19 protein-coding genes are annotated in these 22,254 nt (G+C 71.7%); 10 read left to right on the plus strand and 9 right to left on the minus strand.

Annotation, left to right across the window (positions count from 1 at the left end):
* Positions 1-19 precede the first annotated feature (19 nt).
* The 5 genes from mftC to G6039_RS14510 are packed head-to-tail and all read left to right on the plus strand — an operon-like array spanning position 20 to position 7,209.
* Positions 20-1,267 carry a mycofactocin radical SAM maturase gene (gene mftC / locus G6039_RS14490; RefSeq protein ID WP_006930977.1) on the plus strand — a complete coding sequence of 416 codons (1,248 nt, stop codon included), beginning with the start codon at positions 20-22 and terminating at the stop codon, positions 1,265-1,267.
* A 35-nt stretch (positions 1,268-1,302) separates the two neighbouring features.
* The gene (gene mftD, locus G6039_RS14495) at positions 1,303-2,478 is read left to right on the plus strand and encodes a pre-mycofactocin synthase MftD (RefSeq protein ID WP_006930976.1); all 1,176 of its coding nucleotides are present in this window, start codon (positions 1,303-1,305) and stop codon (positions 2,476-2,478) included.
* Positions 2,479-2,493: 15 nt separating this feature from the next.
* A complete protein-coding gene (locus G6039_RS14500; RefSeq protein ID WP_043800549.1) occupies positions 2,494-4,392 on the plus strand; it encodes a mycofactocin system FadH/OYE family oxidoreductase 1 in 1,899 nt (632 codons plus the stop codon).
* Positions 4,393-4,429: 37 nt separating this feature from the next.
* Positions 4,430-5,242, plus strand: coding sequence for a mycofactocin-coupled SDR family oxidoreductase (locus G6039_RS14505; RefSeq protein ID WP_043800546.1), 813 nt, complete (start codon positions 4,430-4,432; stop codon positions 5,240-5,242).
* Complete coding sequence (locus G6039_RS14510; RefSeq protein WP_043800543.1) at positions 5,239-7,209, plus strand: mycofactocin system FadH/OYE family oxidoreductase 2; 1,971 nt, start codon at positions 5,239-5,241, stop codon at positions 7,207-7,209. The genes G6039_RS14505 and G6039_RS14510 overlap by 4 nt, the downstream gene beginning before the upstream one ends.
* Positions 7,210-7,268: 59 nt before the next feature.
* Here the strand turns inward: G6039_RS14510 and G6039_RS14515 are convergent, their stop codons facing one another.
* A complete protein-coding gene (locus G6039_RS14515) occupies positions 7,269-7,676 on the minus strand; it encodes a hypothetical protein (RefSeq protein WP_230304501.1) in 408 nt (135 codons plus the stop codon).
* A 75-nt stretch (positions 7,677-7,751) separates the two neighbouring features.
* Positions 7,752-8,483 (minus strand): hypothetical protein, encoded by a 732-nt coding sequence (locus G6039_RS14520; RefSeq protein WP_043800540.1) that lies wholly within the window; start codon positions 8,481-8,483, stop codon positions 7,752-7,754.
* 137 nt (positions 8,484-8,620) lie between these two features.
* Between G6039_RS14520 and G6039_RS14525 the strand changes: the two genes are divergently transcribed.
* Complete coding sequence (locus tag G6039_RS14525) at positions 8,621-10,189, plus strand: HD domain-containing phosphohydrolase (RefSeq protein WP_043800537.1); 1,569 nt, start codon at positions 8,621-8,623, stop codon at positions 10,187-10,189.
* A 469-nt stretch (positions 10,190-10,658) separates the two neighbouring features.
* Here the strand turns inward: G6039_RS14525 and G6039_RS14530 are convergent, their stop codons facing one another.
* Complete coding sequence (locus G6039_RS14530; protein ID WP_006930966.1) at positions 10,659-11,123, minus strand: GNAT family N-acetyltransferase; 465 nt, start codon at positions 11,121-11,123, stop codon at positions 10,659-10,661.
* A 120-nt stretch (positions 11,124-11,243) separates the two neighbouring features.
* On the minus strand, positions 11,244-12,470 hold the full coding sequence (locus G6039_RS14535; protein ID WP_051446104.1) for a benzoate/H(+) symporter BenE family transporter: 1,227 nt from the start codon (positions 12,468-12,470) through the stop codon (positions 11,244-11,246).
* Positions 12,471-12,557: 87 nt separating this feature from the next.
* On the opposite strand from G6039_RS14535, the gene G6039_RS14540 reads away from it, so the two are divergent.
* Positions 12,558-13,940 carry an aminotransferase-like domain-containing protein gene (locus tag G6039_RS14540; protein ID WP_051446103.1) on the plus strand — a complete coding sequence of 461 codons (1,383 nt, stop codon included), beginning with the start codon at positions 12,558-12,560 and terminating at the stop codon, positions 13,938-13,940.
* A 153-nt stretch (positions 13,941-14,093) separates the two neighbouring features.
* On the opposite strand, the gene G6039_RS14545 is transcribed toward G6039_RS14540, so the two are convergent.
* From G6039_RS14545 to G6039_RS14555, 3 genes are all read right to left on the minus strand, one after another.
* Positions 14,094-15,098, minus strand: a complete 1,005-nt coding sequence (locus G6039_RS14545; protein ID WP_043800532.1) for a DUF1648 domain-containing protein — start codon at positions 15,096-15,098, stop codon at positions 14,094-14,096.
* Positions 15,095-15,448: a GntR family transcriptional regulator gene (locus tag G6039_RS14550; protein WP_006930948.1), complete on the minus strand. Its 354-nt coding sequence runs from the start codon at positions 15,446-15,448 to the stop codon at positions 15,095-15,097. The genes G6039_RS14545 and G6039_RS14550 overlap by 4 nt, the downstream gene beginning before the upstream one ends.
* A 66-nt stretch (positions 15,449-15,514) precedes the next feature.
* Entirely contained in the window at positions 15,515-16,153 is a 639-nt protein-coding gene (locus G6039_RS14555; RefSeq protein ID WP_006930946.1) for a TetR-like C-terminal domain-containing protein, read from the minus strand.
* A gap of 115 nt (positions 16,154-16,268) precedes the next feature.
* Here G6039_RS14555 and G6039_RS14560 point away from each other — a divergent pair, with 115 nt between their 5' ends.
* A complete protein-coding gene (locus G6039_RS14560; RefSeq protein ID WP_043800631.1) occupies positions 16,269-17,093 on the plus strand; it encodes an alpha/beta fold hydrolase in 825 nt (274 codons plus the stop codon).
* 16 nt (positions 17,094-17,109) lie between these two features.
* Here the strand turns inward: G6039_RS14560 and G6039_RS14565 are convergent, their stop codons facing one another.
* Positions 17,110-18,108, minus strand: a complete 999-nt coding sequence (locus tag G6039_RS14565) for a GNAT family N-acetyltransferase (RefSeq protein WP_006930941.1) — start codon at positions 18,106-18,108, stop codon at positions 17,110-17,112.
* Between the two features lie 41 nt (positions 18,109-18,149).
* Here G6039_RS14565 and G6039_RS14570 point away from each other — a divergent pair, with 41 nt between their 5' ends.
* Both G6039_RS14570 and G6039_RS14575 read left to right on the plus strand, forming a co-directional pair.
* Positions 18,150-18,947 (plus strand): hypothetical protein, encoded by a 798-nt coding sequence (locus G6039_RS14570; RefSeq protein WP_043800529.1) that lies wholly within the window; start codon positions 18,150-18,152, stop codon positions 18,945-18,947.
* 96 nt (positions 18,948-19,043) lie between these two features.
* Entirely contained in the window at positions 19,044-19,472 is a 429-nt protein-coding gene (locus G6039_RS14575; protein WP_043800627.1) for a hypothetical protein, read from the plus strand.
* Positions 19,473-19,570: 98 nt separating this feature from the next.
* Here G6039_RS14575 and mgtA read toward each other — a convergent pair whose 3' ends face one another.
* On the minus strand, positions 19,571-22,228 hold the full coding sequence (gene mgtA, locus G6039_RS14580) for a magnesium-translocating P-type ATPase (protein WP_043800526.1): 2,658 nt from the start codon (positions 22,226-22,228) through the stop codon (positions 19,571-19,573).
* Positions 22,229-22,254 lie beyond the last annotated feature (26 nt).

A 22,254-nucleotide genomic window follows, 5' to 3' on the forward strand; every position in this document is an offset into this window, starting at 1 on the left:
ACCGACGAGGACGCAGCCCATGACCTCTGTGCTCGAATCCGCCGCAGTACGAGAAGCTTCCGGCCCGCCCAAGGTCGGCCGCCTGGTCGACCAGTTCGAGAAGGGTCTCGACGCCCCGATCTGCCTGACCTGGGAGCTGACCTACGCCTGCAACCTGTCGTGCGTGCACTGTCTGTCCTCGTCCGGCCGGCGTGATCCGCGCGAGCTGACCACCGAACAGTGCAAGGCGATCATCGACGAACTGCAGCGTATGCAGGTGTTCTACGTCAACATCGGCGGCGGAGAGCCGACCGTGCGCTCGGACTTCTGGGAGCTGGTCGACTACGCCACCGAGCACCAGGTGGGCGTGAAGTTCTCCACCAACGGCGTCAAGATCGACAAGAAGGTCGCCGCGCGTCTCGCGGCCTCCGACTACGTCGACGTGCAGATCTCCCTCGACGGCGCCACCGCCGAGGTCAACGACGCCGTGCGCGGCCCCGGCTCGTTCGCGATGGCCGTGCGTGCCCTCGAGAACCTCGCCGAGGCCGGATTCCGCGACGCGAAGATCTCCGTCGTCGTGACCCGGCACAACGTCGACCAGCTCGACGAGTTCAAGGCCCTGGCCGACCAGTACGGCGCGACGCTGCGCATCACCCGCCTGCGTCCCTCCGGCCGTGCCGTCGACGTGTGGGACGACCTGCACCCCACCCACGAGCAGCAGCGGCAGCTCTACAACTGGCTCGTCGCACACGGCGAGGGTGTGCTGACCGGCGATTCGTTCTTCCACCTGTCCGCCTTCGGTGGCAGCGACGGCGCCGGTGCGCTGCCGGGGCTGAACCTGTGCGGCGCGGGCCGGGTGGTGTGCCTGATCGACCCCGTGGGCGACGTGTACGCCTGCCCCTTCGCCATCCACGACAAGTTCCTTGCCGGGAACATCCTGTCCGACGGCGGTTTCCAGCAGGTGTGGCAGCACTCCGAGCTTTTCACCGAACTCCGGTCGCCGCAGACCGGCGGGGCCTGCAGCAAGTGCACCTTCTACGATTCGTGCCGCGGCGGCTGCATGGCCGCGAAGTTCTTCACCGGTCTGCCGATGGACGGGCCGGATCCCGAATGCGTCCAGGGCTACGGCGAATCCGCGCTCAGCGCCGACCGCACCGTCCCCAAGTCCAGCGTCGACCACTCGCGCACCGGTGAGCGCCGCACCCCGCGCGCGCCCGTCCCGTTGCAGCTGATGGTGCGCCCGCCGTCGCGGGCCTGCGACGAAAACCCGCTCGCCGGAATGCAATAGCCGGCCCCGTTCGTGCAAGTAGGAGAGGCAGATCCATGTCCAAGGAATGGTTCGAAACCGTTGCGGTCGCGCAGCAACGGGCGAAGAAGAAGCTCCCCAGGTCCGTCTACGGCGCCCTCGTGGCCGGCTCCGAGAAGGGCATCACCGTCGAGGACAACCTGACGGCATTCGGCGAGCTCGGCTTCGCCCCGCACGTGGCGGGGTTGTCCGACAAGCGGGAGATGGGCACCCACGTGATGGGTCAGGACATCGCCCTGCCGGTGGTGATCTCCCCGACCGGCGTGCAGGCGGTGCATCCGGACGGCGAGGTCGCCGTCGCCCGTGCCGCCGCGGCCCGCGGTACCGCGATGGGGCTGAGCTCGTTCGCGAGCAAGTCCATCGAGGAGGTCGCCGCGGCCAACGACAAGACCTTCTTCCAGATGTACTGGGTGGGCAGCCGCGACGTGCTGGTCCAGCGGATGGAGCGGGCCCGCGCCGCCGGCGCGAAGGGCCTGATCATGACCCTGGACTGGTCGTTCTCCAGCGGCCGCGACTGGGGCAGCCCCGCCATTCCGGAGAAGATGGACCTCAAGGCCATGTTCCGGTTCGCCCCCGAGGGCATCCTGCGGCCGAGCTGGCTGCTCGACTGGGCGAAGACCGGCAAGGTGCCGGACCTGACCACCCCGAACCTGACCCCGCCCGGCGGCAGCGCCCCGACGTTCTTCGGCGCCTACGGCGAGTGGATGGGCACCCCGCTGCCTACCTGGGAGGACGTGGCGTGGCTGCGGGAGCAGTGGGGCGACGCGCCGTTCATGCTCAAGGGCGTCATGCGGGTCGACGACGCCAAGCGCGCCGTCGACGCGGGCGTCACCGCGATCTCGGTGTCCAACCACGGCGGCAACAACCTCGACGGCACGCCGGCCCCGATCCGGGCGCTGCCGGCGATCGCCGAGGCGGTCGGCAAGGACATCGAGGTGCTGCTCGACGGCGGCATCCGCCGCGGCAGCGACGTCGTCAAGGCCCTCGCCCTCGGCGCCAAGGCCGTGATGATCGGCCGCGCCTACCTGTGGGGCCTCGCCGCGAACGGGCAGGCGGGCGTGGAGAACGTCCTCGATATCTTCGCCGGCGGCATCGGGTCCGCGCTCATCGGCCTCGGCAAGACGTCGATCCACGAGCTGACCCCCGACGACATCGTCGTCCCGCCGGGCTTCCGGCGCGACCTCGGAATCTGAGCGGTCCACCTGCCGATGGGCACCCTCACCGAACCGATCACCCTGGCCGGACGCCACGCGCCGGCCAGGGTGCTCTTCGGGCCGCACGAAACCAATCTCGGTGTGGGGAGGACCTTTTCGTCCGAACACGTGGCGTACTACGAGCGCCGCGCGCGCGGTGGCGCGGGGGTGCTCGTGACCGAGGTCGCCTCCGTGCACCCGCACGACCAGCCCTACGAGCGGGCACCCCTGGCCGCGGAGTGCGGTCCCGGATGGGCCGCCGTCGTAACCGCCTGCCGGCCGCACGGCACCCTGGTGCTGGCCGGCCTCGGCCACGCCGGGCTGCAGGGCTCGAGCGCGTGGACCCAGGCACCGCTGTGGGCCCCGTCGCGGGTGGCGGACCCCGCGGTCCGGGAACTGCCCATGGAACTCGGCGACGACGAGATCGATGCGGTGATCGAGGGATTCCGCGCCGCCGCCGCGGTCGCGGTCGCCGCCGATGTCGACGGGATCGAACTGGACGCCGGGCCGACCGCGCTGCTGCGCCAGTTCCTCTCGGGCCTGACCAACCGGCGCACCGACCGCTACGGCGCCGACCGGTCGTTGCTGTTGCGGCGGGTGGTCGCGGCCGTGCGCGCCGAACTCGGCCCCGGGCGGATCCTTGCGCTGCGCCTGAGCTGCGACGAGGAGGCGCCCTGGGCCGGCATCACCCCGGAGCACGCCGCCGCCCACGCCCGCGACCTCGCGCCGGACCTGGATCTGCTCACCGTCGTGCGAGGCGGCCTCTACGCCCCCGGCGCGTACCGGCCCGACGCGCACACGCCGGCCGGGTTCAACGCCGGACTGTGCCGCGCCGTCCGCGACGCGGTGGCGGGCGCCGTCCCCGTCGTCCTGCAGGGCAGCGTCGTCGACCCCGCCGCCGCGCAGCGCGCCCTCGCCGAGGGGGTGGGCGACCTCGTCGAGATGACCCGCGCGCAGATCGCCGATCCGGACCTCGTCACCGCCGTGCGCGAGGGCCGCTCGCCCCGGCCGTGCGTGCTGTGCAACCAGGCCTGCCTGGTGCGCGACTTCCGCAATCCCCGGGTCGGCTGCATCGGCAACGCGGAGGCCGGGCACGAGACGCGCGCGCCGCAGCCTCCGGCCGCCGCCGCGCGGGACGTCCTCGTGGTCGGTGGGGGTCCGGCCGGGCTCGAGGCCGCCCGGGTCCTCGCGGAGCGCGGTCACCGGGTCCGCCTCGTCGAGCGCGCCGGACGCGTCGGCGGGATGCTGCGCACCGCGGCGGTGGGCACGGGACGCGACACGCTCTCCGCGCTCGTCGACTGGCTCGAGGCCCGCTGCCGCGCGCTCGGCGTGCGGATCGACACCCGTCGTGCCGTCACCGCCGGCGAACTCGAGGACGCCGTGGCCGCGGGCGAGGCCGTCGTGCTCGCCACCGGCAGCCGGGACCGGCCCCCCGAGTACCCGGCCGAGGAGGGCCACTACGTCACCGCAGCCGGCCTGCTGGCCGGTGGCCCGATCGCCGTGCGGCCGGTCGTGGTGTGGGATCCCGTCGGGGGTCCCGTCGCGGTGGGCATCGCGGAACAGCTTGCCGCCCAGGGCTATACCGTCTCGTACGCCACGACGGACCCGATCGCCGGGTCGCGGCTCGCGCCGACGGGCGACCTGGTCGCGGCGAACACCCGGCTGCAGCGGGCCGGGGTCGCCCGGCACCTCGGGGTCACGGTGCGACGGGTCGGCGCCGACGCGGTCGAACTCGAGCACCGGCTGACCGGACGGCGCACCGACGTCGCCGGCGCGCTGCTCGTCGACTGCGCCCCGGGGCTGCCGGAGGACACCCTGTACCGCACCGGGCTGACACGGATCGGCGACTGCCTGGCGCCGCGAAGTGTCCACCAGGCGGTACGGGAGGGTCACACGCTCGGATCCGAACTGTAACCTGTTGCAGACTGCTACGGATCGGAAGGATCGACGAATGGGCGAGTTCGACGGCAAGGTCGTGTTCATCACCGGCATTGCGCGCGGTCAGGGACGCAACCACGCGATCCGGTTCGCGCGGGAGGGCGCGTCGATCATCGGCGTCGACATTGCCGGTCCCGTCTCGGAGTACAACTCCTACGCACCGGTCACCGAAGCCGACTTCCACGAGACCGTCCAGCTCGTCGAGGCCGAGGGGGCGAAGATCCACGCGCGCATCGCCGACGTGCGCGACAGCGCCGCCCTGAAGTCCGTCGTCGACGACGGCGTCGCCCAGTTCGGCCGCCTCGACGTCGTCGTCGCCAACGCGGGCATCTGCAACTGGAACCGCTTCTGGGAGATGCCCGACGATCAGTTCGAGGAACTGATCGACATCAACCTCACCGGCGTCTTCAAGACCCTCAAGGCCGCCACGCCCGCCATGATCGAGGCCGGCAACGGAGGGTCGATCATCGTCGTGAGTTCCGTCGCCGGGCTGAAGGCCATGCCCGGCCAGGCCAACTACGCCGCCGCGAAGTTCGGCCTCGTCGGCCTGACCCAGAGCGCCGCCAAGGAGCTCGGCGAGTACCGCATCCGGGTCAACTCCATCCACCCCTACGGCGTGAACACCCCGATGGGCACCGACCAGGGCGCGCTGACGCTGTTCGAGAAGTACCCGCACTGGCTGCCGAGCTTCGCCCCGATCCTCACCGAGAAGCCGATCGCCGACGTCGACGACATCACCGAGGCCGTGCTGTATCTCGCGAGCGACCGCGCCCGGACCGTCACCGGCAGCCAGATGGCCCTCGACCAGGGGAACTCGAAGGTGTGAGCGAAACCTGCTCCGCCGGACCGCACCCACGGCTGGCCGCCCCGCTGCGGCTCGGCCCGGTCACGCTGCGCAACCGGGTGGTGTTCTCCGCGCACCTGACCAACTTCGCCGAGGACGGGCTGCCCACCGCGCAGCACGCCGCGTACTACGCGGCGCGGGCCGGCGGTGGAGCCGGGCTGATCGTCTCGGAGGAGCACACCGTGCACCCGACGGACCGGCCCTACGAGAAGCTGATCCGCGGGTACGACCCCGCGGTGGTGCCCGGGTACCGGCGGATCACCGACGCCGTGCACGCCCGCGGCGGGCGAATCTTCGCCCAGCTCAACCACAACGGCGCCCAGGGCTGCGGCATGTACACCGGCCTGCCGCTGTGGGCGCCCAGCGCCGTGCCCGACCCGCTGTTCCGGGAGGTGCCCAAGGCGCTCGAGGAGCACGAGATCCGCGACCTCGTCGAGGGGTACGCCCGCGTCGCCGAGCACTGCCGTGCCGGCGGATTCGACGGGGTCGAACTGCAGTGCTCGCAGGCGTCGATCGTGCGGCAGTTCCTGTCCCCGGGCACCAACCTGCGCACCGACCGGTACGGCGGACCGCTCCGGAACAGGGCGCGGTTCCTGCTCGAGGTCGTCGGGGCACTGCGCGCGGCGGTCGGGTCCGACCTGGTCGTGGGGGTCCGCCTCAGCGGGCACGACGGCACCGACGGCGGGATCACCCTCGACGACGCCGTCGCCGTCGCCGCCATGATCGAAGACAGCGGGCACGTCGACTACCTGAACACCTCGATCGGCGTGGCCACCGAGACGCTGCACCTGATCGAGGCGTCCATGGCCACGCCCCACGGCTACGCGTTGTTCGTGCCCGACGCGATCCGGCGGCGGGTGCGGCTGCCGGTCGTCGGCGTCGGACGCTTCACCACCCCCACCCAGGCCGAGGCGGCCCTCGCCGAGGGGCGCTGCGACCTCGTCGGCGTCGTCCGCGGCCAGATCGCCGACCCCGACTTCGCCGCCAAGGCTCTCGCCGGCGACGACGAGGCCGTGCGTCCGTGCCTGGCCTGCAACCAGGAGTGCATCGGCCGGGTAGGGCTCGGCCGGTGGATCGGTTGCGTGGAGAACCCCCGCGCCGGCCGCGAGGCGCAGCTGCTACCCGATCCGGCGGTCCCCGGCCGGCGCGTGCTGGTCGTCGGTGGCGGACCGGCCGGCCTGCGCGCCGCCGCGACCGCCGCGCAGCGCGGGCACCGGGTCACCCTGTGCGAGCGCACCCCCGCCCTGGGTGGTCAGATCCGCACGGCCGCCACCGCTCCGGGCCGTGGCGAACTCGCCGGCATGGTGGACAGCCTCGAGGTCGAATGCCGCCGCGCGGGCGTCGATGTGCGTATCGGCGTGCACGTCGACGCCGCCTTCGTGCAGGAGCACCGACCGGACGCGGTCGTCGTCGCCACCGGGGCGCGCCCGCGGCGCCCGGACTGGGCCGGCGACACCGCGCTCGTCGTCGACGTCCGCGACGTGCTCGACGGCCGCGTGTCCCCGCAGGGCGACGTCCTCGTCGTCGACGACCTCGGCTTCCACCAGGCGACGTCGGTGGCCGCACTGCTCGCCGGCCGCGGCGCCGCGGTCACGGTCTGCACGGCCGGGATGATCGTCGGACAGGACCTCGGCCTGACCCTCGACATGGAGAGCTGGACCCGCCGGGCACACGCCGAGGGCATCGCGCAGCTCACCGACACGCTCGTCACCGCCGTCACCGAGACCGGCGGGAGGCTCGATGTCGCGCTGTGGCACCACCCGACCGCCGTCGCGCACACCCGCACGGTGGACGCGGTGGTCGTGGCCACCCATCAGGACCCCGTGGACGATCTTTGGGTAGCGCTGCGCGACAGCGCCTTCCACGTCGTGCGGATCGGCGACGCGGTCACGCCGCGACGGGCACACGCCGCAATCGTCGAGGGGGAGCGGGCGGCGGTGGGGCTGTAGCCCGGTGCGTCCTTTGGGCGGCAGGAGCAACCCAAAGGACGCACCGGCCGCGCAGCGGCCTATCGGCTCGCTCGCTTGGTGGCGTCGGCCCACGACTCCACCGCCGCGTACCCGTCGCCCACACCCTGGGTGAATGCGACCAGCGCCCCGTACATCCGGGAGCCCTCGACGGCCAGTTCCGTCTTCGCCACCCAGTCCGCGGCGCGGGCCATGACGTGGGCCGAGATGTCGGCACCGTCCTGGGTGCCGCGCGAGGCGTGCAGGAACGACTCGTCGGCGATCTGAAAGGTCTGCACCACGGCGCGCCAGTAGTACTCCGCATCCATCGCCGCGCGGACCTCGTAGTAGTCCGTGGCGTTCTGCCGCGCCACCGACTCCTGCAGCGTCGCCGCCGCCTCGGAGATGCTGCGCAGCGGAACGTACACAGGGTCCTCGGACGCCCCCCGCGTGGTTCGTCTACCCGTCACCGGCACGATGCTTTCAGACAATGGCACCCCCTCGATGGTCCACAAGATCATCGCACGCGCAAGTGCCGGCACGGGTCAGCAGGTGAGCGCACCGCCCGGGGACGCCGGCGCGTGCCGCAGCGGATCGAACGGCTCGAACCAGGCATCGACGGTCGCGAACAGGGCGCGCTGAGGAATCCGGAAATCGCCGAGCCGCTCCTGTTCGGGCAGCGGCCCGTCGGCGCCGAGGTCGACGCCGCCCACCACCGCGGCGAGGGTGCGGGCGGACCACAACCGGCGCGGTGCGGCGCGGAACCACTGTCCGTTCGGCACGTCGCCGGTGAGCCGGATCCGGCCGGCGCCCAGGACCGGGCCGGCGACGCGCGCCACGGCGGCCAGGACCGCGGGGTTGTGCCGCGCCCCACCCGGCAGCAGCCGGCCGGCCAGGGTCGCCAGGGTGGTGGCCGGCGACGAGGACACCCGCACGTCCCAGACGACGTCGTCGCCCGCCGTGATGTGCAACCGGGACGGGCCGGTCCACTCGGCGGCGACGTCGGTGCGCACCGTCCGGGTGAGGGCGGCGCCGAGGTAGCGGGCGCATCCGTGCTCCGGCGCGGCATCGCTGTAGACGGTCCAGTGGCCCTGCGGGTCGCGGTGCCAGACCGCGGTGAAGGCGGGGCCCACCGACCCGGCGGTGAACCGGCGCAGCGCCAGACAGTGCCCGCTGGCGAACGGCGCCCCGATCACGGCATACCCGGTGAACCGCTCGCCGGCGACCTGGGGCAGGGCGCGGGGCTCCTCGGCGGCTTCCTGCGGTGTGGTCTTCATCTCGTCCTCCCTCGGCGTACGAATACGGTCCTCCCGATCGTGCGCCGCGTCGTGACCGGAAGCATGGGGCCGATGCCTCATCTTCGGCATCCGTCCGGCCCTGCGCCCCGGCTCAGGCGGCGGAGGACAATGGGGCCGTGCAGCGCAGGAGCGAGTCGTCTCCGGGCCCGCGGGACGGGCCGCGGCGCGCCGAGCTGCTCGCGGCGCTGTCCCTGGCGATCGACCTGGGCCTGGGGCAGCCGATGGAGCACATGCTGCGGTCCGCCGTGCTGGCCGGACGGATCGCCGAGCGCATGGGCCTGGACGCACGGCAGCAGGCCGTCGTCTACTACGCGAACCTCGTCGCCTGGATCGGTTGCCACGCGGACTCGCACGAGTTGGCGCAGCTGTTCGGCGACGACATCGCACTCCGCGCCGATACCTACGGGGTCGACATGAGGGGGCTGCCGTTCCTGCGGATGCTGACCAGCCACGTCGGGCGCGGGCTCGACGGCGCGCGTCGCGGGGTCGAGGTCGTCGCGTTCCTGCTGACCGCCCGCCGTCGCATGGCCGAGCTGATCGGTTCGCACTGCGCCTCGGCGGGGACGCTGTCCGACCGGGTCGGGCTCGACCGGCAGATCGGCGCGGCCCTGGCCTACGCGTTCGAACGGTGGGACGGTGCCGGGCTGCCCGCGGGTGTGCGCGGCGACGACATCCCCCTCGAGATGCACATCGTGCACCTCGCGGAGGTCTCCGAGGTCCATCTGCGGGCCGGCGGACCGGGGCGGGCCGTCGAGGTCGCGCGGGCGCGCAGCGGGACCCAGTTCTGTCCGCGGGTGGCGCGGGTGTTCCAGGAGGCCGCGGGCGAACTCACCGACGGTCTGCTCGAGCAGGACGCGTGGGCGGCGGCGCTGGATCGGGCGCCCGACCGTGCGCGCGTCCTCGCCGGCGACGAACTCGACACGCTGCTTCGTGCGATGGCAGACTTCGTCGACCTGAAAGTTCCCTGCCTGCTCGGGCATTCGCGGGCGGTGGCCGAGCTGACCGCGGCCGCGGGCCGCCTGCGCGGCCTGCCGGCGACGGACGTCGAGGTGCTCTACCGGGCCGGGCTCGTGCACGGTCTCGGCCGGATGGGGGTGTCCAACCGGATCTGGGAGAAGCCCGGTCCGCTCACCGGCGCCGAATGGGAGCGGGTCCGGCTGTACCCCTACCTGACCGGGCGGATCCTCAGCCGCGTCACCGGCATGGAGGACGTCGTCGCCGTCGCAACCACGCACCGCGAACGCCTCGACGGCTCCGGGTATCCCAACGGCGTGCGCGGACGCGACCTGAGTGTCGCCGATCGTCTCCTCGCCGCGGCGGAGACGTACCAGCGCTTCGGGGAACCCCGGCCGCATCGCGGTGCGCTCACCCCCGAACACGCGGCGGGCCGCCTGCGGCAGGAGGCCCACCGCGGGCGCCTCGACGCCGAGGCGGTCGAGGCGGTGCTGACGGCGGCCGGACACCGGCGGGTGCGGCGCGCGCCATGGCCGGCCGGGCTGACCGCCCGCGAGGTGGAGGTGCTGCGGCTCGTCGCCCGGGGCCGGTCCAACCGGCAGATCGCCGACGAGCTGTGCATCGCGGAGAAGACGGCCCGCAACCACGTCGAGCGCGTCTACGCCAAGCTCGGGGTGGACAACCGCACGCGGGCCGGCCTGGCCGCCGTCGATCTCGGGCTGGCCTGGTGACCCGCCGGCCCGCGGCGGGCGACGGGAGCACCGCACCGCGGCCGGACCGGTCGTCATCGAACCCGGTTCGCTCGTCGAGGTTTTCCCGGCCGGCCCGTAGCCTCTGCGCACGGTTCAGCGGGTCGGGCGGGCCGGTACGCGCCGTTCACCCGGCAACTCGGTCACCAACACCGGCAGGTGGATTGGTGGACGCCACTGCTTGTGATGATCCGCCACCCCGTCAGATTGCCTGATGTGGTGCTGCAGCAACGGTTTTCGAGTCTGTCGCGGAGACGGGTCGACGCACTGATCATCGTCGGCGATCTACCGGTCGGGGATCCGCAGGCAGGGCACGGCTGGACGGTATTGGGGCCGGCTCCGGGCCGGCCCCAATACCGTCGAGGACAGGCGAATGGATCAACTCGCATTTCCGCCGCCCTGTGCTACCACTCGGAGGGTCTCCGGCGGCAGCGGTTTCATGGTGCAGTGCTCACTTCGCAGAAGGTTCGGCCTCGTAGGTGACCCAGCTCGTTCGCGTGGCGAGGGTGTTGTAGAGCGCCTGGGCTTGGTGGTTGTCTTCGGCGGTCACCCACTGCACCACGGCGCGACCCTCGGCGGTGGCCATCTCGGTGAGACGGCCGATCAGTGCACGTCCGACGCCCCGGCCTCGGGCTGCGGGGTCGGTGAACAGGTCGTCGAGGAAGAGACCGGTGGTGCCGGTGTAGGGCGAGGAGAACCGGCGATGGTGTGCAAACCCGAGGATCTCGCCGTCCGCTTCCGCGACGAGAGCCTTGCATTCGTGTCGGGGATCCATGAACCATCCCCATGCGCGGGAGACGATGTCCTCGGACTCGGGCAGCTTGTAGAACTCGCGGTACTCGCGGAAGAGGACACGCCAGCGGCACTCGTCGGCAGGGGCGAGCGGCCGGATCGTCGGAATGGTGGTCGTTGCCATGGGTGGCTCCTATCGGTGGTTGAAGGTCTCGGCAGAGCGGTACTGCCAGGTACTGTCCGAGCGTTCTCCGCCCGCGAGGATCGAATATCCGATGCGGGATGCGGCGCGCTCAGGCTTCGGTCACGTCATCACTGCGTTCTCCTTTCTTTCCTTGCCTGTTCGGGTTCCCGGCTGGCGTGGGGCCAGCAGGAGGTACACGGCGCTGCCCGCGACGAGGCCCCAGAACGCGGCACCGACGCTGAAGAACACGACGCCCGACATGGTGACCGCGAGCGTGGTCAGGGCCGCGATCCCGGTGCGGGTATCGCCGCCCATCGCCCCCTTCAGTGCGGTGAGGGCAGAGCCCAGCAGGGCGACGGCAGCAAGAACCGAAACCGTTTCGCTCGGGATCGCCCGGAACCCGGCCACGAGCACGCCCCCGAACGAGCCGACGAGCAGATAGGTGAGGCCGCCCGAGAGGCCCGCGATGTAACGCTGTGCGCGATCCGGATGCGACTCGGGGCCGAGCGCGATCGCCGCCGTGATCGCGCCGAGGTTGATGCCGTGGCAGCCGAAGGGCGCGAGGATCGCCGAGACCGTCGAGATGGCACCGACGAGCAGGCGGTCGTTCGGCTCGTACCCCTGCGAGTGGAGCAGTGCGAGCCCGGGTGCGTTCTGCGAGGCCATCGTGACAATGAACAGCGGCAGCGCGATGCTCACGAGCGCGGCCGGGGTGAATGCCGGCATCGTGAACACAGGGCCGCCGAGCGCGAGCGACGGCGCGACCTCGCGGAAGGATCCGGTCGCCCCGGTCGCCGCGAGCCCGGCGACGAGTCCGGCGAGCACTGCGTATCGGTCGAAGACGCGCTTGCCGAGGAAGAAGGCGACGACGATGCTCCCCGCGATCAGCGGCGCGCTCGTGAAGGCGCCCGCTGCGGTCACGACGAAGGGCAGCAGGATCCCGGCGAGCAGAGCCTGTAGCACCGGGCCGGGCACCCTGGCGAGTAGCCGGCCGAACCAGCCCGTGTACCCGACCACTGCGGCGGCGACCGAGGCGACGAGGAACGCGCCGACGGCCTCGGTGAACGAGAAGCCGCCGAGCGAGGCGATCAGCAGCGCCGCTCCGGGCGTCGACCAAGCGACGATCACCGGGATACGGGTGAACAGGCTCAGCGCGATGCTGCACACGCCGTTGCCGATCGCCACCGCCCAGACCCACGACGCGGTCTGCGCCTCGTTCAGACCCGCTGCGCGAGTGGCTTCGAGCACGATCAGGAACGGGCCTGCGAAGTTGATGAGCGCCGAGAGGAAGCCCGCGACGACCGCGGAGACTGAGACATCCCGCAGCACAGAGGAACCCCGGCTCATCGGTGCGCCGCCGAGACTGCCGACGTCACGCCCGCTCGATGGCGTAACAATCTTGCAGAAACTTGAGTAACGTTATTCACTAGCGTCATGTCGAATGATAACAGAGCGTCGGAAATCGCGGCACGCCTCCGCCAGCGGATCGCGACGATGCATATCGGGGAGAAACTGCCGGGTGTCCGCGAACTCTCCGGAGAGTTCGCGGCGAGTGCAGCCACCGTCTCGGCAGCTCTCTCGGAACTGAGCGCATTCGGGCTGGTCCGGGCTGAGCCCGGACGGGGAACGTTCGTGGCGGGCCGCGAACGACTACCGGAACCGGACTTCTCCTGGCAGTCTCAGGCGCTCGGCCGCGCCAGAGTGGACGCCGACCGGGCCGCTCGCCTGGGCGGCTACGGTACTCCCGACCACATCCCGCTCTCCTGGGGATACCTCGCCCCCGAACTACAGCCGAACGAGGAACTGCATCGCATCGGCTCGCGTGCGGCGAAGAGCGGTCGTGCCTGGATGATGACGCCGCCAGCGGGATCGCCGGAACTGCGGCGGATCCTCGCCTCCGAATACCGCGCCGACCCGAACGACGTGCTTGTGGTCTCCGGCGGGCAGCAGGGCCTCGTCTTCACGATGCGCACACTCGCCGAGCCGGGGTCGGCGGTCATCACCGAGAGCCCGAGCTATCCGGGCGCGATCCTCGCTGCGCAGAGCGCGGGCCTGAACCTCTCGTCGGTGCCCGCCGACGCCGACGGGATCCTGGTCGACCGTCTCGCCGACGAACTCGAACGCACGCGAGCGCGAGTGGTCTACCTCCAGCCGAACTGCGCGAACCCCACCGGCGCGGTCCTCGGTGCAGAGCGCCGGAAGCAGGTGCTCGAACTCGCCGCCCGACACGGCGCGTTCATCATCGAGGACGACTGGGCCAGACACCTCGGAATCGACGGACAGGCCCCACCCTCCCTCTTCACCGAAGACCCCCACGGACACGTCGTATCGATCCTCACCCTTTCGAAGCCTGCCTCCCCAGGTCTCAGGCTCGGCGCGGTCATCGCGCGCGGCCCGGCAGGTGAACGGCTCCGGGCCTCTCGCACCGCCGACGACCTCTGCGTCGCGCCGCTGGTGCAGGAAATCGCCTGCGGTCTCCTGACCTCGAATGCGTGGCCCCGGCACCTGAAACGCCTGCGCGCAGAGCTCGCGACGCGACGCGACGCACTTGCCTCCGCGATCCACGCCACGACGCCCGGCATCCGCATCCCGTGCGTCCCGCGCGGTGGCCTTCACCTGTGGGCCAGGCTGCCCCAGGGCGCAGATACCCGCGAGATCTGCACCGCCGCGTACGCGGCCGGGGTACTCATCGGAGACGGGAGTCACTTCTTCGTGGACGAACCACCCGCACCGTTCCTGCGCTTCTCCTACGGGGCCGCAACCGAAGCCCAGATCGCCGAAGGCATCAGGCGGCTCTCCGAAATCCTCCAGCGGTGAGGTTCGGTGGTGCGAAGCAGCGTCCCGCGCCGGGAATTGCGCCCGGTTGGTTGTTGATGTGTTGTGCAGCTCGGATCGCTCAACGTGGTGGCCGGCGGATGATCGACGGTGCCGGACTCTCCGCCGCCCGCAGGTGAGATGTTCCACGGGAATCTACTGGGGGTGCCTCGGTCCTGTCTCGACGAGGGCGTTGACGAGGCCGGCGGCGGTCGCGGCATCGTCGACCACGACCAGGGTGCGTGCGCCGTCGCGCCGGTGCAGCACCAGCGCGGGGCCGCCGCGCAGGACGAACCCTCGGGCGCCGCGCAGCGGGCCCAGTACCGCCACGCGGTATCCGTAGCCCCCGAAGTGCTTCAGCGGTGCCACGTCGGTGACGGAGGCGGAGGCGATGGCACCGAGCGGGGTGTGCAGGTGCGGCCACCCGAACAGGCCCGCGACGGTGACCCCGCGGACGTCGACGGTGACGCGGATCGAGCAGGTCAGCGCGACCAGCACGGCGAGCAGCACGGCCAGGCCCAGCAGGATCCACAGGCGTGTGAGCACGCCGAGGGCGGCGACGATACCGATCGCCGCGACGAGCACGATCGTTGTGACGTTGCCGGTGGCCACCGATCGGGTCCACGCGACGAGTTCGTCTGCGCCGAGGGGAATTCGCGGTGCATCGGCGGCCGGGGGAGAGGCAGGTCCGCGCGACCACCGGGGCACCGCCGCGGCGGCAACGGCCCCGAGGGCGACGCCGATGCCGAGTGCTGCGAGGAGAGACGCCCCCGGCGGCGAGGCTGCGGCGGCGTCCGCGAGTCCCCGCTGAGAGCCGGTGACCAGCACGATCAGGGCGGTCACGAAAGCGACCGTTCCCGTGACGGTCGCGGCGACCGCGCGGGTGAGGGCAGGGTCGGTGTCGGCGACCCGGGCGAGACCGAAACCGAGGGCGGCGAACAGGACACCGAACCCGAGCAACAGTGCGATCGTCGCCGGGAGGCCGGCGAATCCGTCCGCGGTGCCGTCGAGGTTCCAATGTGTTGCGATCGGATTCGGTAGCTGCGCATGCCAGCTCCGGAGCACGAGTGCGCCCGCGGCGGCGACGGCCAGGGGTGCGGCCGTGGAGCTGAGGAGGATGCGGCCGGTGGGGCGCCGGTCGGTGCCGGGATCGTCTGTCATCGGTACTCCGTTCTGATCAGGTCGACGAGATCGTCGGCGCTCAGGCCGACGCGTTTGGCGTGCGCGACGGCCTGAGCGACGGCGGAATGCAAAGCGGCATGCCCGGTTTCGGCGCGGTCGGTGACGACCGCGCCGCGTCCGCGGCGCAGCTCCACCAGGCCTTCGTCGCGCAGTTGCTGGTACCCCCGCAACACGGTGTGGACGTTGAGGCCGAGCGATGCGGCGAGGTCGCGCGCGCCGGGGAGGCGCTCGCCCGCCCGGACCTCGCCCCGGGCCACCGCGCCGCGCACGGCCGCGGCCAGTTGCACGAACAACGGGTCCGGCGAGTTCGGGTCCAGTCTGATGAGCACGGGGCAAGCATATTGTTCTATTTGAAATAGAACAAGTCGGCTAACGGCGGCATCGGGCCGGTGCGGTCACCGGCGACCCGGCGGCGACGGGGAAGACGGGTCCTGTCCCGGGATCCCGGCCGAGTCGCCGGCCTGCCAGCCCCGGTGGAGCACGTCGACGGCCTCGTGCAACAGGCCGTCGCGGTCGCCGGGGACCGACGCGGGGATCTGGTGCAGTGTGGTCAGCCGGGCGATGCCGTAGACGGTGCCCCACGTGGCAGCGCACCGCCGCAGCACCTCGGCCTCCTCCACACCCTCGGGCTGGCAGGCCGCCACGGTGCCGCGCAACAGACGCCAGTAGTCGGCGGCCGCCTGTTGCAGGCGCGGGTGATCGGCCTTGTCGACCGTGGGCCCGTAGGCCAGGTCGTGCACGTGCGGGCGCTCCCGGACGAACCGCAGGTAGGCGTCGGTGAGCGCGTGCAGCCGGCACCGTGGATCGGATCCGGCTGCCTCGACGGCGGCGGCCGCCTCTGCCGCGGCGCCCTGCAGCCCGGTGCCCGCCACGGCCGCGAGGAACCGGCGCTTGTTCCCGAAGTGCACGTAGGGCGCCTGGTGGCTCACGTCCAGCTGCTGCGCCACCCGGCGGAGGCTGAGGCGTTCGGCCGGCTGCTCCCTCAGCAGTTCGAGCGCGGCTCGGAGCAGCCGTTCGTCGAGCGTGTCGGTCATCCGTCCACCAGCCCTTCCCGGCGTGCGCGGCACCGCCCATTGACAGTGTCAACCTACCGCGGGACCATAGCAATTGACAGTGTCAACCCGAGTCGCACCGGAGGTGGTGGCGGTCATGACACGGATGCAGAAGATCTCGACCGAGGTGGGTCCACTCGCCGTCCGCGTGCACGGGGAGGGCCGGCCCGTGGTGCTCTGGCACAGCCTGTTCGTCGACGAAAGATCCTGGAGCAGAGTCGAAGACGCGCTGGGAGTCGACCGGCGCCTCGTCGTGGTCACCGGTCCCGGGCACGGGGCGAGCGGTGACCCCGGCCGGCGCTACACCACCGGGGAATGCGCCGCGGCGGCCGTCACCGTGCTCGACGCCCTCGGTGTCGACGAACCCGTCGACTGGGTCGGCAACGCCTGGGGCGGCCACGTCGGCATCGTCTTCGCGACCGACGCGGCGTCGAGGTGCCGGACGCTGGTGACGCTGGGGACGCCCGTCCAGGCGCTGAACCGGCCGGAGCGCGCGCGCACGCTGTTCCTCCTCGCCGCCTACCGGACGCTCGGCGCCGCCGGGTTCATCCGGTCCGGCGTGACGAACGTATTGCTCTCCGCCGCAACGAGGGAGCGCGACCCGGAGGCGGTCGCACTCGTCGAGGACTGTTTCGTCCGCGCGGACCGGGCCGCGCTGCGCAACGCCGTCGTCTCCATCTCGCTGCACCGGCCCGACCTCACCGAGCGGCTCCCACGGGTGTCGGTCCCGACCCTGTTCGTCACCGGCAGCGATCACAAGGGCTGGACGCCCGAGCAGGCACGCGCGGCGAGCCTGCTGCTACCCGACGGGTCCTGCGCCGTCGTCGACGGCGCCGCGTACCTCGTACCGCTCGAGGCGCCGGCCGAGACGACGGACCTGGTGCGGCGATTCTGGGCCGCCGCGGTACCGCGTCGCACGTGAGACGTCTTGCAGAACTTCAGAGTTCGCGTCGCATGGCCGCGCGGGGCCACCGGTCCATACCCCCGGCGGCCTCGTCGCGCCGGATCTGCCGCAGCCCCGGGCCGAGTTCGTCGTCGCGCAGGTACCGGAAGCCGAGCCGCCGGTAGTACGGCCCGTTCCACGGGACGTCGGCGAAGGTGGTCAGCGTCAGGGCGGGCAGTTCGCGGACACGCGCCCAGCCGGCGAGATGGTCGATCAGGGCCCGGCCGAGCCCGCGGCGCGCATGGTCCGGATGCACCGACACCTGCTCGATGTGGGCGGTGCCGTCGACGACATCGGCGAGCAGGTATGCCACCGGGCGGTCGTGGCCGTCGAGGCACACCCAGGCGCGCCCGCCGGTCACATACTCGTGCAGCTCCTCGAGCGTGGGCGGCGGGTCGGCGGCGACGGCGTCCATTCCGAGGTCCGCGAACGCGCGGCCGGCCGCGCGCTCGATGTCCTGAAGAACCGGCAGCTCCGCCGCGAGTGCGGGACGGACGCGGGGCGCGTCGTCGCCGGGCAGCGCGAGGTCCTTGAAGAAGTACAGCGACGATGCGGAGTACGCGTACTTGCCGAACCGTTCGGGCAGCGGCTCGTATCCGGCGGCGGCATACATGGCGAGAGCCTCGGGCTGCTCGGTGCCGGTCTCGAGCACCATCCGCCGCCGGCCCGCCTCGACGGCGGTGCGTTCGAGTTCGGCCAGGATCCGTCGGGCCACGCCCCGGCGGCGGGCGCCTTCCCGCACGTACATGCGCTTGATCTCGGCGTCACCGTCGCGCAGCCCCGGATGCGCCGAGTCGCGGGCCCGCCAGCCACCGATCCCCGCCGGCGAGCCGCCGCCGCGGGCGAGCAGGAAGACGCCGTGCGGCGGGGTGAACTCCTCCGGATGCAGCGACGTGTGGTCCGGTCCGCCGTAGCGACGGACGTACTCGAGCTGCACCTCGTCGATCAGGGACTGCACCTCGGCGTCGTCGATGGGACGCGGTTCGATCTGCACGGCCGGAGGGTACCGCGCGTTCGCGGCGCCATACTGGGAAGGTGGGTTCTGTCGCCGGAACGGACTGTGGTGATTTCGCGGCCGCCCCCTGGCTCTATCCCGGGACGGCCGCGCCGGGCAGTGGTCTGCTCCGGGGGGACGGCTATCACCGGGCACGTCCCCGGCCGGGAGCCGGCCTCGGTGCGGCACGGCTGGACGGGCGCGAGGACTCGACGCTCGACGAGGCGCTGTGCCGGGCCGGCGTCGCCGGCGTCGGCGACCGGCACCTCGTCGTCGCGGTGGGCTCGAACGCGTGCCCGGCGGTCGTGCGGCGCAAGTTCACGGCCGGAAACGTCGACACCACCGTGCCGTTCCTGCGCGCGACGGTCGTGGGCATCGCCGTCGGGCACAGCGCCCACGTCAGCGTGCCCGGCTACGTCGCGGCGACTGCGTTCCGGCGGCCGGGGACCCGCACCCCGGTGTTCGCGTCGCTGCTCGACCGAGACCAGCTCGCGTGCCTCGATGCGACGGAGCCGAACTACACGCGACGTACCGTGACCGCCGACGAGTGCCGGCTGGAGATCGACGGCGGACAGCGGCCGGCGTCCTTCGGCGTGTACGTCTCGAAGTGGGGCGCCCTCGCGCCGCCGGGGGCGCCGCCGCTGCGGCTGCGGTCCCAGGAGGCGCTGTTCGCCGCGCTCCTGCGCCACTGTGCCGGGTTTGCCGCGCTCGTCGGCCGGCGCCCGCACGAGTACCGGTCCGCGATGAAAGCCCTTGCGGGTGAAGCGGACCTGCGCGCCGCCCTGCGACAGTCGTTCGCCGCGTCGGGCTGGGCCGCCCGCAGCGGCTTCGACGGCTAGCGGCAGGAGCAACGACTTCCACGACAGCCGGTCGACAACGGTGCGAACCCGGCGTTGACTGGAGAGATACACACTCCCCTGGCCATGGAGGCCGTCATGCTCATCATCTTCGGACTCGTCGTTCTCCTCGCCGCCGTGATCATCGGTGTGGCCGGGGTGTTGGGCAACACCGGCGCCGCCCATGCACTGACCGACGACAGCTTCGTCGTCTTCGGGTACCACGTCACCGGTTCGACCGGTGCACTGTTCCTCTACGGCATCGTCGTCGGTGCGATCGGAGCGGTCGGGCTGAGTCTCCTGCTCGCCGGTGCGCAGCGGACCTCGCGTCGAGGTCGGCTCGCTCGCCGCGAACTGAAAGAATCCCGCCTCGAGACCACCGCTGCGAGGCACGAGTACGACCGGTCCTCCGCACCGCAGCCCGGCAGCGCCGCCCCGCCGCCGCCCGGGGGCTCGCCGTCCAACTCACCCGATTGGCGCCATCCGTTCGGCAATCGATCCGGTGGGTCGACCGCCGCCCCCCACTGATCGTCCTCCCCGGCCCCCGAGGCGATCGGGGGCCGACCGCCGGCACCAGCGCCGGTTCGATGCTCGGGCTGTGATGTTCGGCCGGCAGCGGGCCGAAGTCACCGCACCGGCGGTGCCGGTGTGGGCGGTGTCGGCGCCCGAAGGTGGGTGGGGGTGCTGAACCGGGCTGCGCGCCGGTGGATCCGGTGTTCGTGACCGCGCCACCGCACTGCCGGCAGATACCGCATCGGTTCGGCGTAGAACACGCGCTTGGCATACTCGATCAGCACCAGGTAGCCGATCACCAGCACGACCAGGGTGAGGAAGAACCCGATCGGCAGGGGCGTGAACCCCAGGTCCGCGCCGAGCGGGGAGACCGTGATCGCGATACCGACCGCAAGCACCCCGGCGACGGTGAGCACCAGTCCCAGGCTGGGCCGGCTGCGCAGGAACGGGACGCGGCGGGTGCGGATCGCGAACACGATCAGGGTCTGGGTGGCCAGGGATTCGACGAACCAACCGGTGTGGAACAGCTCCGGCCCGGCAGCGAACACCCCGAGCATGATCCCGAAGGTGATGAAGTCGAACAGCGAGCTGATCGGGCCGAAGAACAGCATGAACCGGCGGATGAACGCGATGTCCCAATGCGAGGGTGCGTGCAGTTGTTCCTCGTCGACGCGATCACCGGGAATCGCGAGCTGGCTGGTGTCGTAGAGCAGGTTGTTGAGCAGGATCTGGCTCGGCAGCATCGGCAGGAAATCCAGCACCGCCGAGGCCGCCGCGGCGCTGAACATGTTGCCGAAATTGCTCGACGTGCTCATCAGCACGTACTTGATCGTGTTGGTGAAGGTACGCCGCCCTTCCGTGACGCCGTCCGCCAACACTCCGAGATCCTTCTCGAGCAGCACCACATCCGCGGCGTCCTTGGCCACATCGGTGGCGGAATCGACGGAGATGCCGACGTCCGCGGTGTGCAGGGCCAGCGCGTCGTTGACGCCGTCGCCGAGAAATCCGACAGACCGGCCGTGGGTGCGCAGGGTCTCGACCAGTCGCGCCTTCTGCTCCGGGGAGACCCGGGCAAAGATGGTGGCCCGCAATGCTGCCTCGCTGAACTGCGCGTCGTCGAGACCTGCGAGGTCGGAGCCGGTCAGGCTGCCGCCGGAGACGAGCCCGAGGTCGGCGCAGACCTTCTCGGCGACCTGCGGGTTGTCGCCGGTGGCCACCTTGACGGTGATGCCGAGGGCGGCGAGCCGGGTCAGCGAAGCGGCCGCGGAGGTCTTCGGCCGGTCGAGGAAAACGAGGAAGCCGGTCAGGATCAGGCCGTGTTCGTCGTCGGGGACGAGCCGATCGGCGTGGCCGGGCGCGGGTTTGGACGCCACGGCGACGACGCGGCTGCCTTGGGCGAACAGGCCGTTCAGCACCGTGTGCGCGGCGGTACCGACGTCGGCGCAGCGATCGAGCACGGTCTCGGGCGCGCCCTTGACCACGATCAAGGACTCGCCGTCGGGACCGCGCACCAGCGTCGAGGACATGCGTCGCTCGTGGTCGAACGGCAGGGTGGCCAGCCGGGTGTACCCGTCCGCGACCGGGCCGGTGGGACCTGCCGCCGCCCACAGGGCGGTGTCCAGCGCGTTCGAACCGAGACGGACACCGCCGGCGGTGTCGGTGTCCGTCTCGGTGGCGAGCAGGCCGTGCAACAGCGCCGCCGAGCTGGGAGCACCGGAGGGGGCCAGCGCCTCGCGGAAACCGATCCGTCCGTCGGTGAGGGTGCCGGTCTTGTCGGTGAGGAGGATGTCGATGTCACCGAGGTCCTCGATGCACACCAGACGTTTGACCAGAACCTTGCGGCGGGCCAGGCGTCGGGAACCTTCGGCGAGGGAGGTGCTCACCACCGCCGGCAGCAGCTGCGGAGTGATGCCCACCGCGATGGCGAAGGCGAACAGCAGCGACTCGATCAGCGGGCGCTGCAGCACCAGGTTGGTGACCACGATCGTCGCGGTCAGAGCGACGGCGACCTGCAGCAGCAGCACCGAGAAGCGCCGCAGCCCGATCTGGAACTCGGTCTCCGGCTCGCGTTCACCGAGCCCGACCGCGATGCGCCCGAACTCGGCGTCCGCGCCGGTGGCGACGACCACCCCCGTCCCGGTGCCGGCATGGACGACGGTGCCCATGAATGCGCACCCGGCCAGATCTGCCAGGGCCGTTCCCGGCGGCACCGGGTCCACGGACTTGGCGGCCGGCTCCGATTCGCCGGTCAGGACACTCTCGTCGCATTCGAGCCCGGTCGCGCTGAGCAGGCGCAGGTCGGCTGGCACGAGCTCGCCCAGGACGAGGTGCACCACATCGCCGGGCACCAGTTCGGTGACGTCGATCGTGGCAGCGGCGCCGTCGCGCAGCACCACCACGGTGTGCCGTTGCCTCGAGTGCAGTGCGGCGCTGGCGCGTTCGGCGCGGTACTCGTTGACGAAGCCCAACCCGATGCTCGCCAGCAGGATGACCCCGATGATGACGGCGTCGTTGCGGTCGCCGAGAAAGAACGATGCGACCGCGGTCGCGGACAGCAGCAGCAACAGCGCGCTGCGCAGTTGCCGCCCCAACACCGCCAGGGCACTCACGCCGTGGCTGCGCACCGCGTTCGGTCCGGCCACCGCCAGCCGGGCGGCCGCGTCGGCGCTGCTCAGACCGGTGGACGAACTCTGCAGACGGGACAGCACGTCGGTGCTCTCACCGGCCGCGGCGTCGGCCGCGGCGATGTGCAGGACCGGGAGGCCGGTCATCCGGCCATACCGATCGGTGCCGCGAC

It is taken from the genome of Rhodococcus aetherivorans (genome assembly GCF_011058165.1).
Classification (GTDB): Bacteria; Actinomycetota; Actinomycetes; order Mycobacteriales; family Mycobacteriaceae; genus Rhodococcus; species Rhodococcus aetherivorans.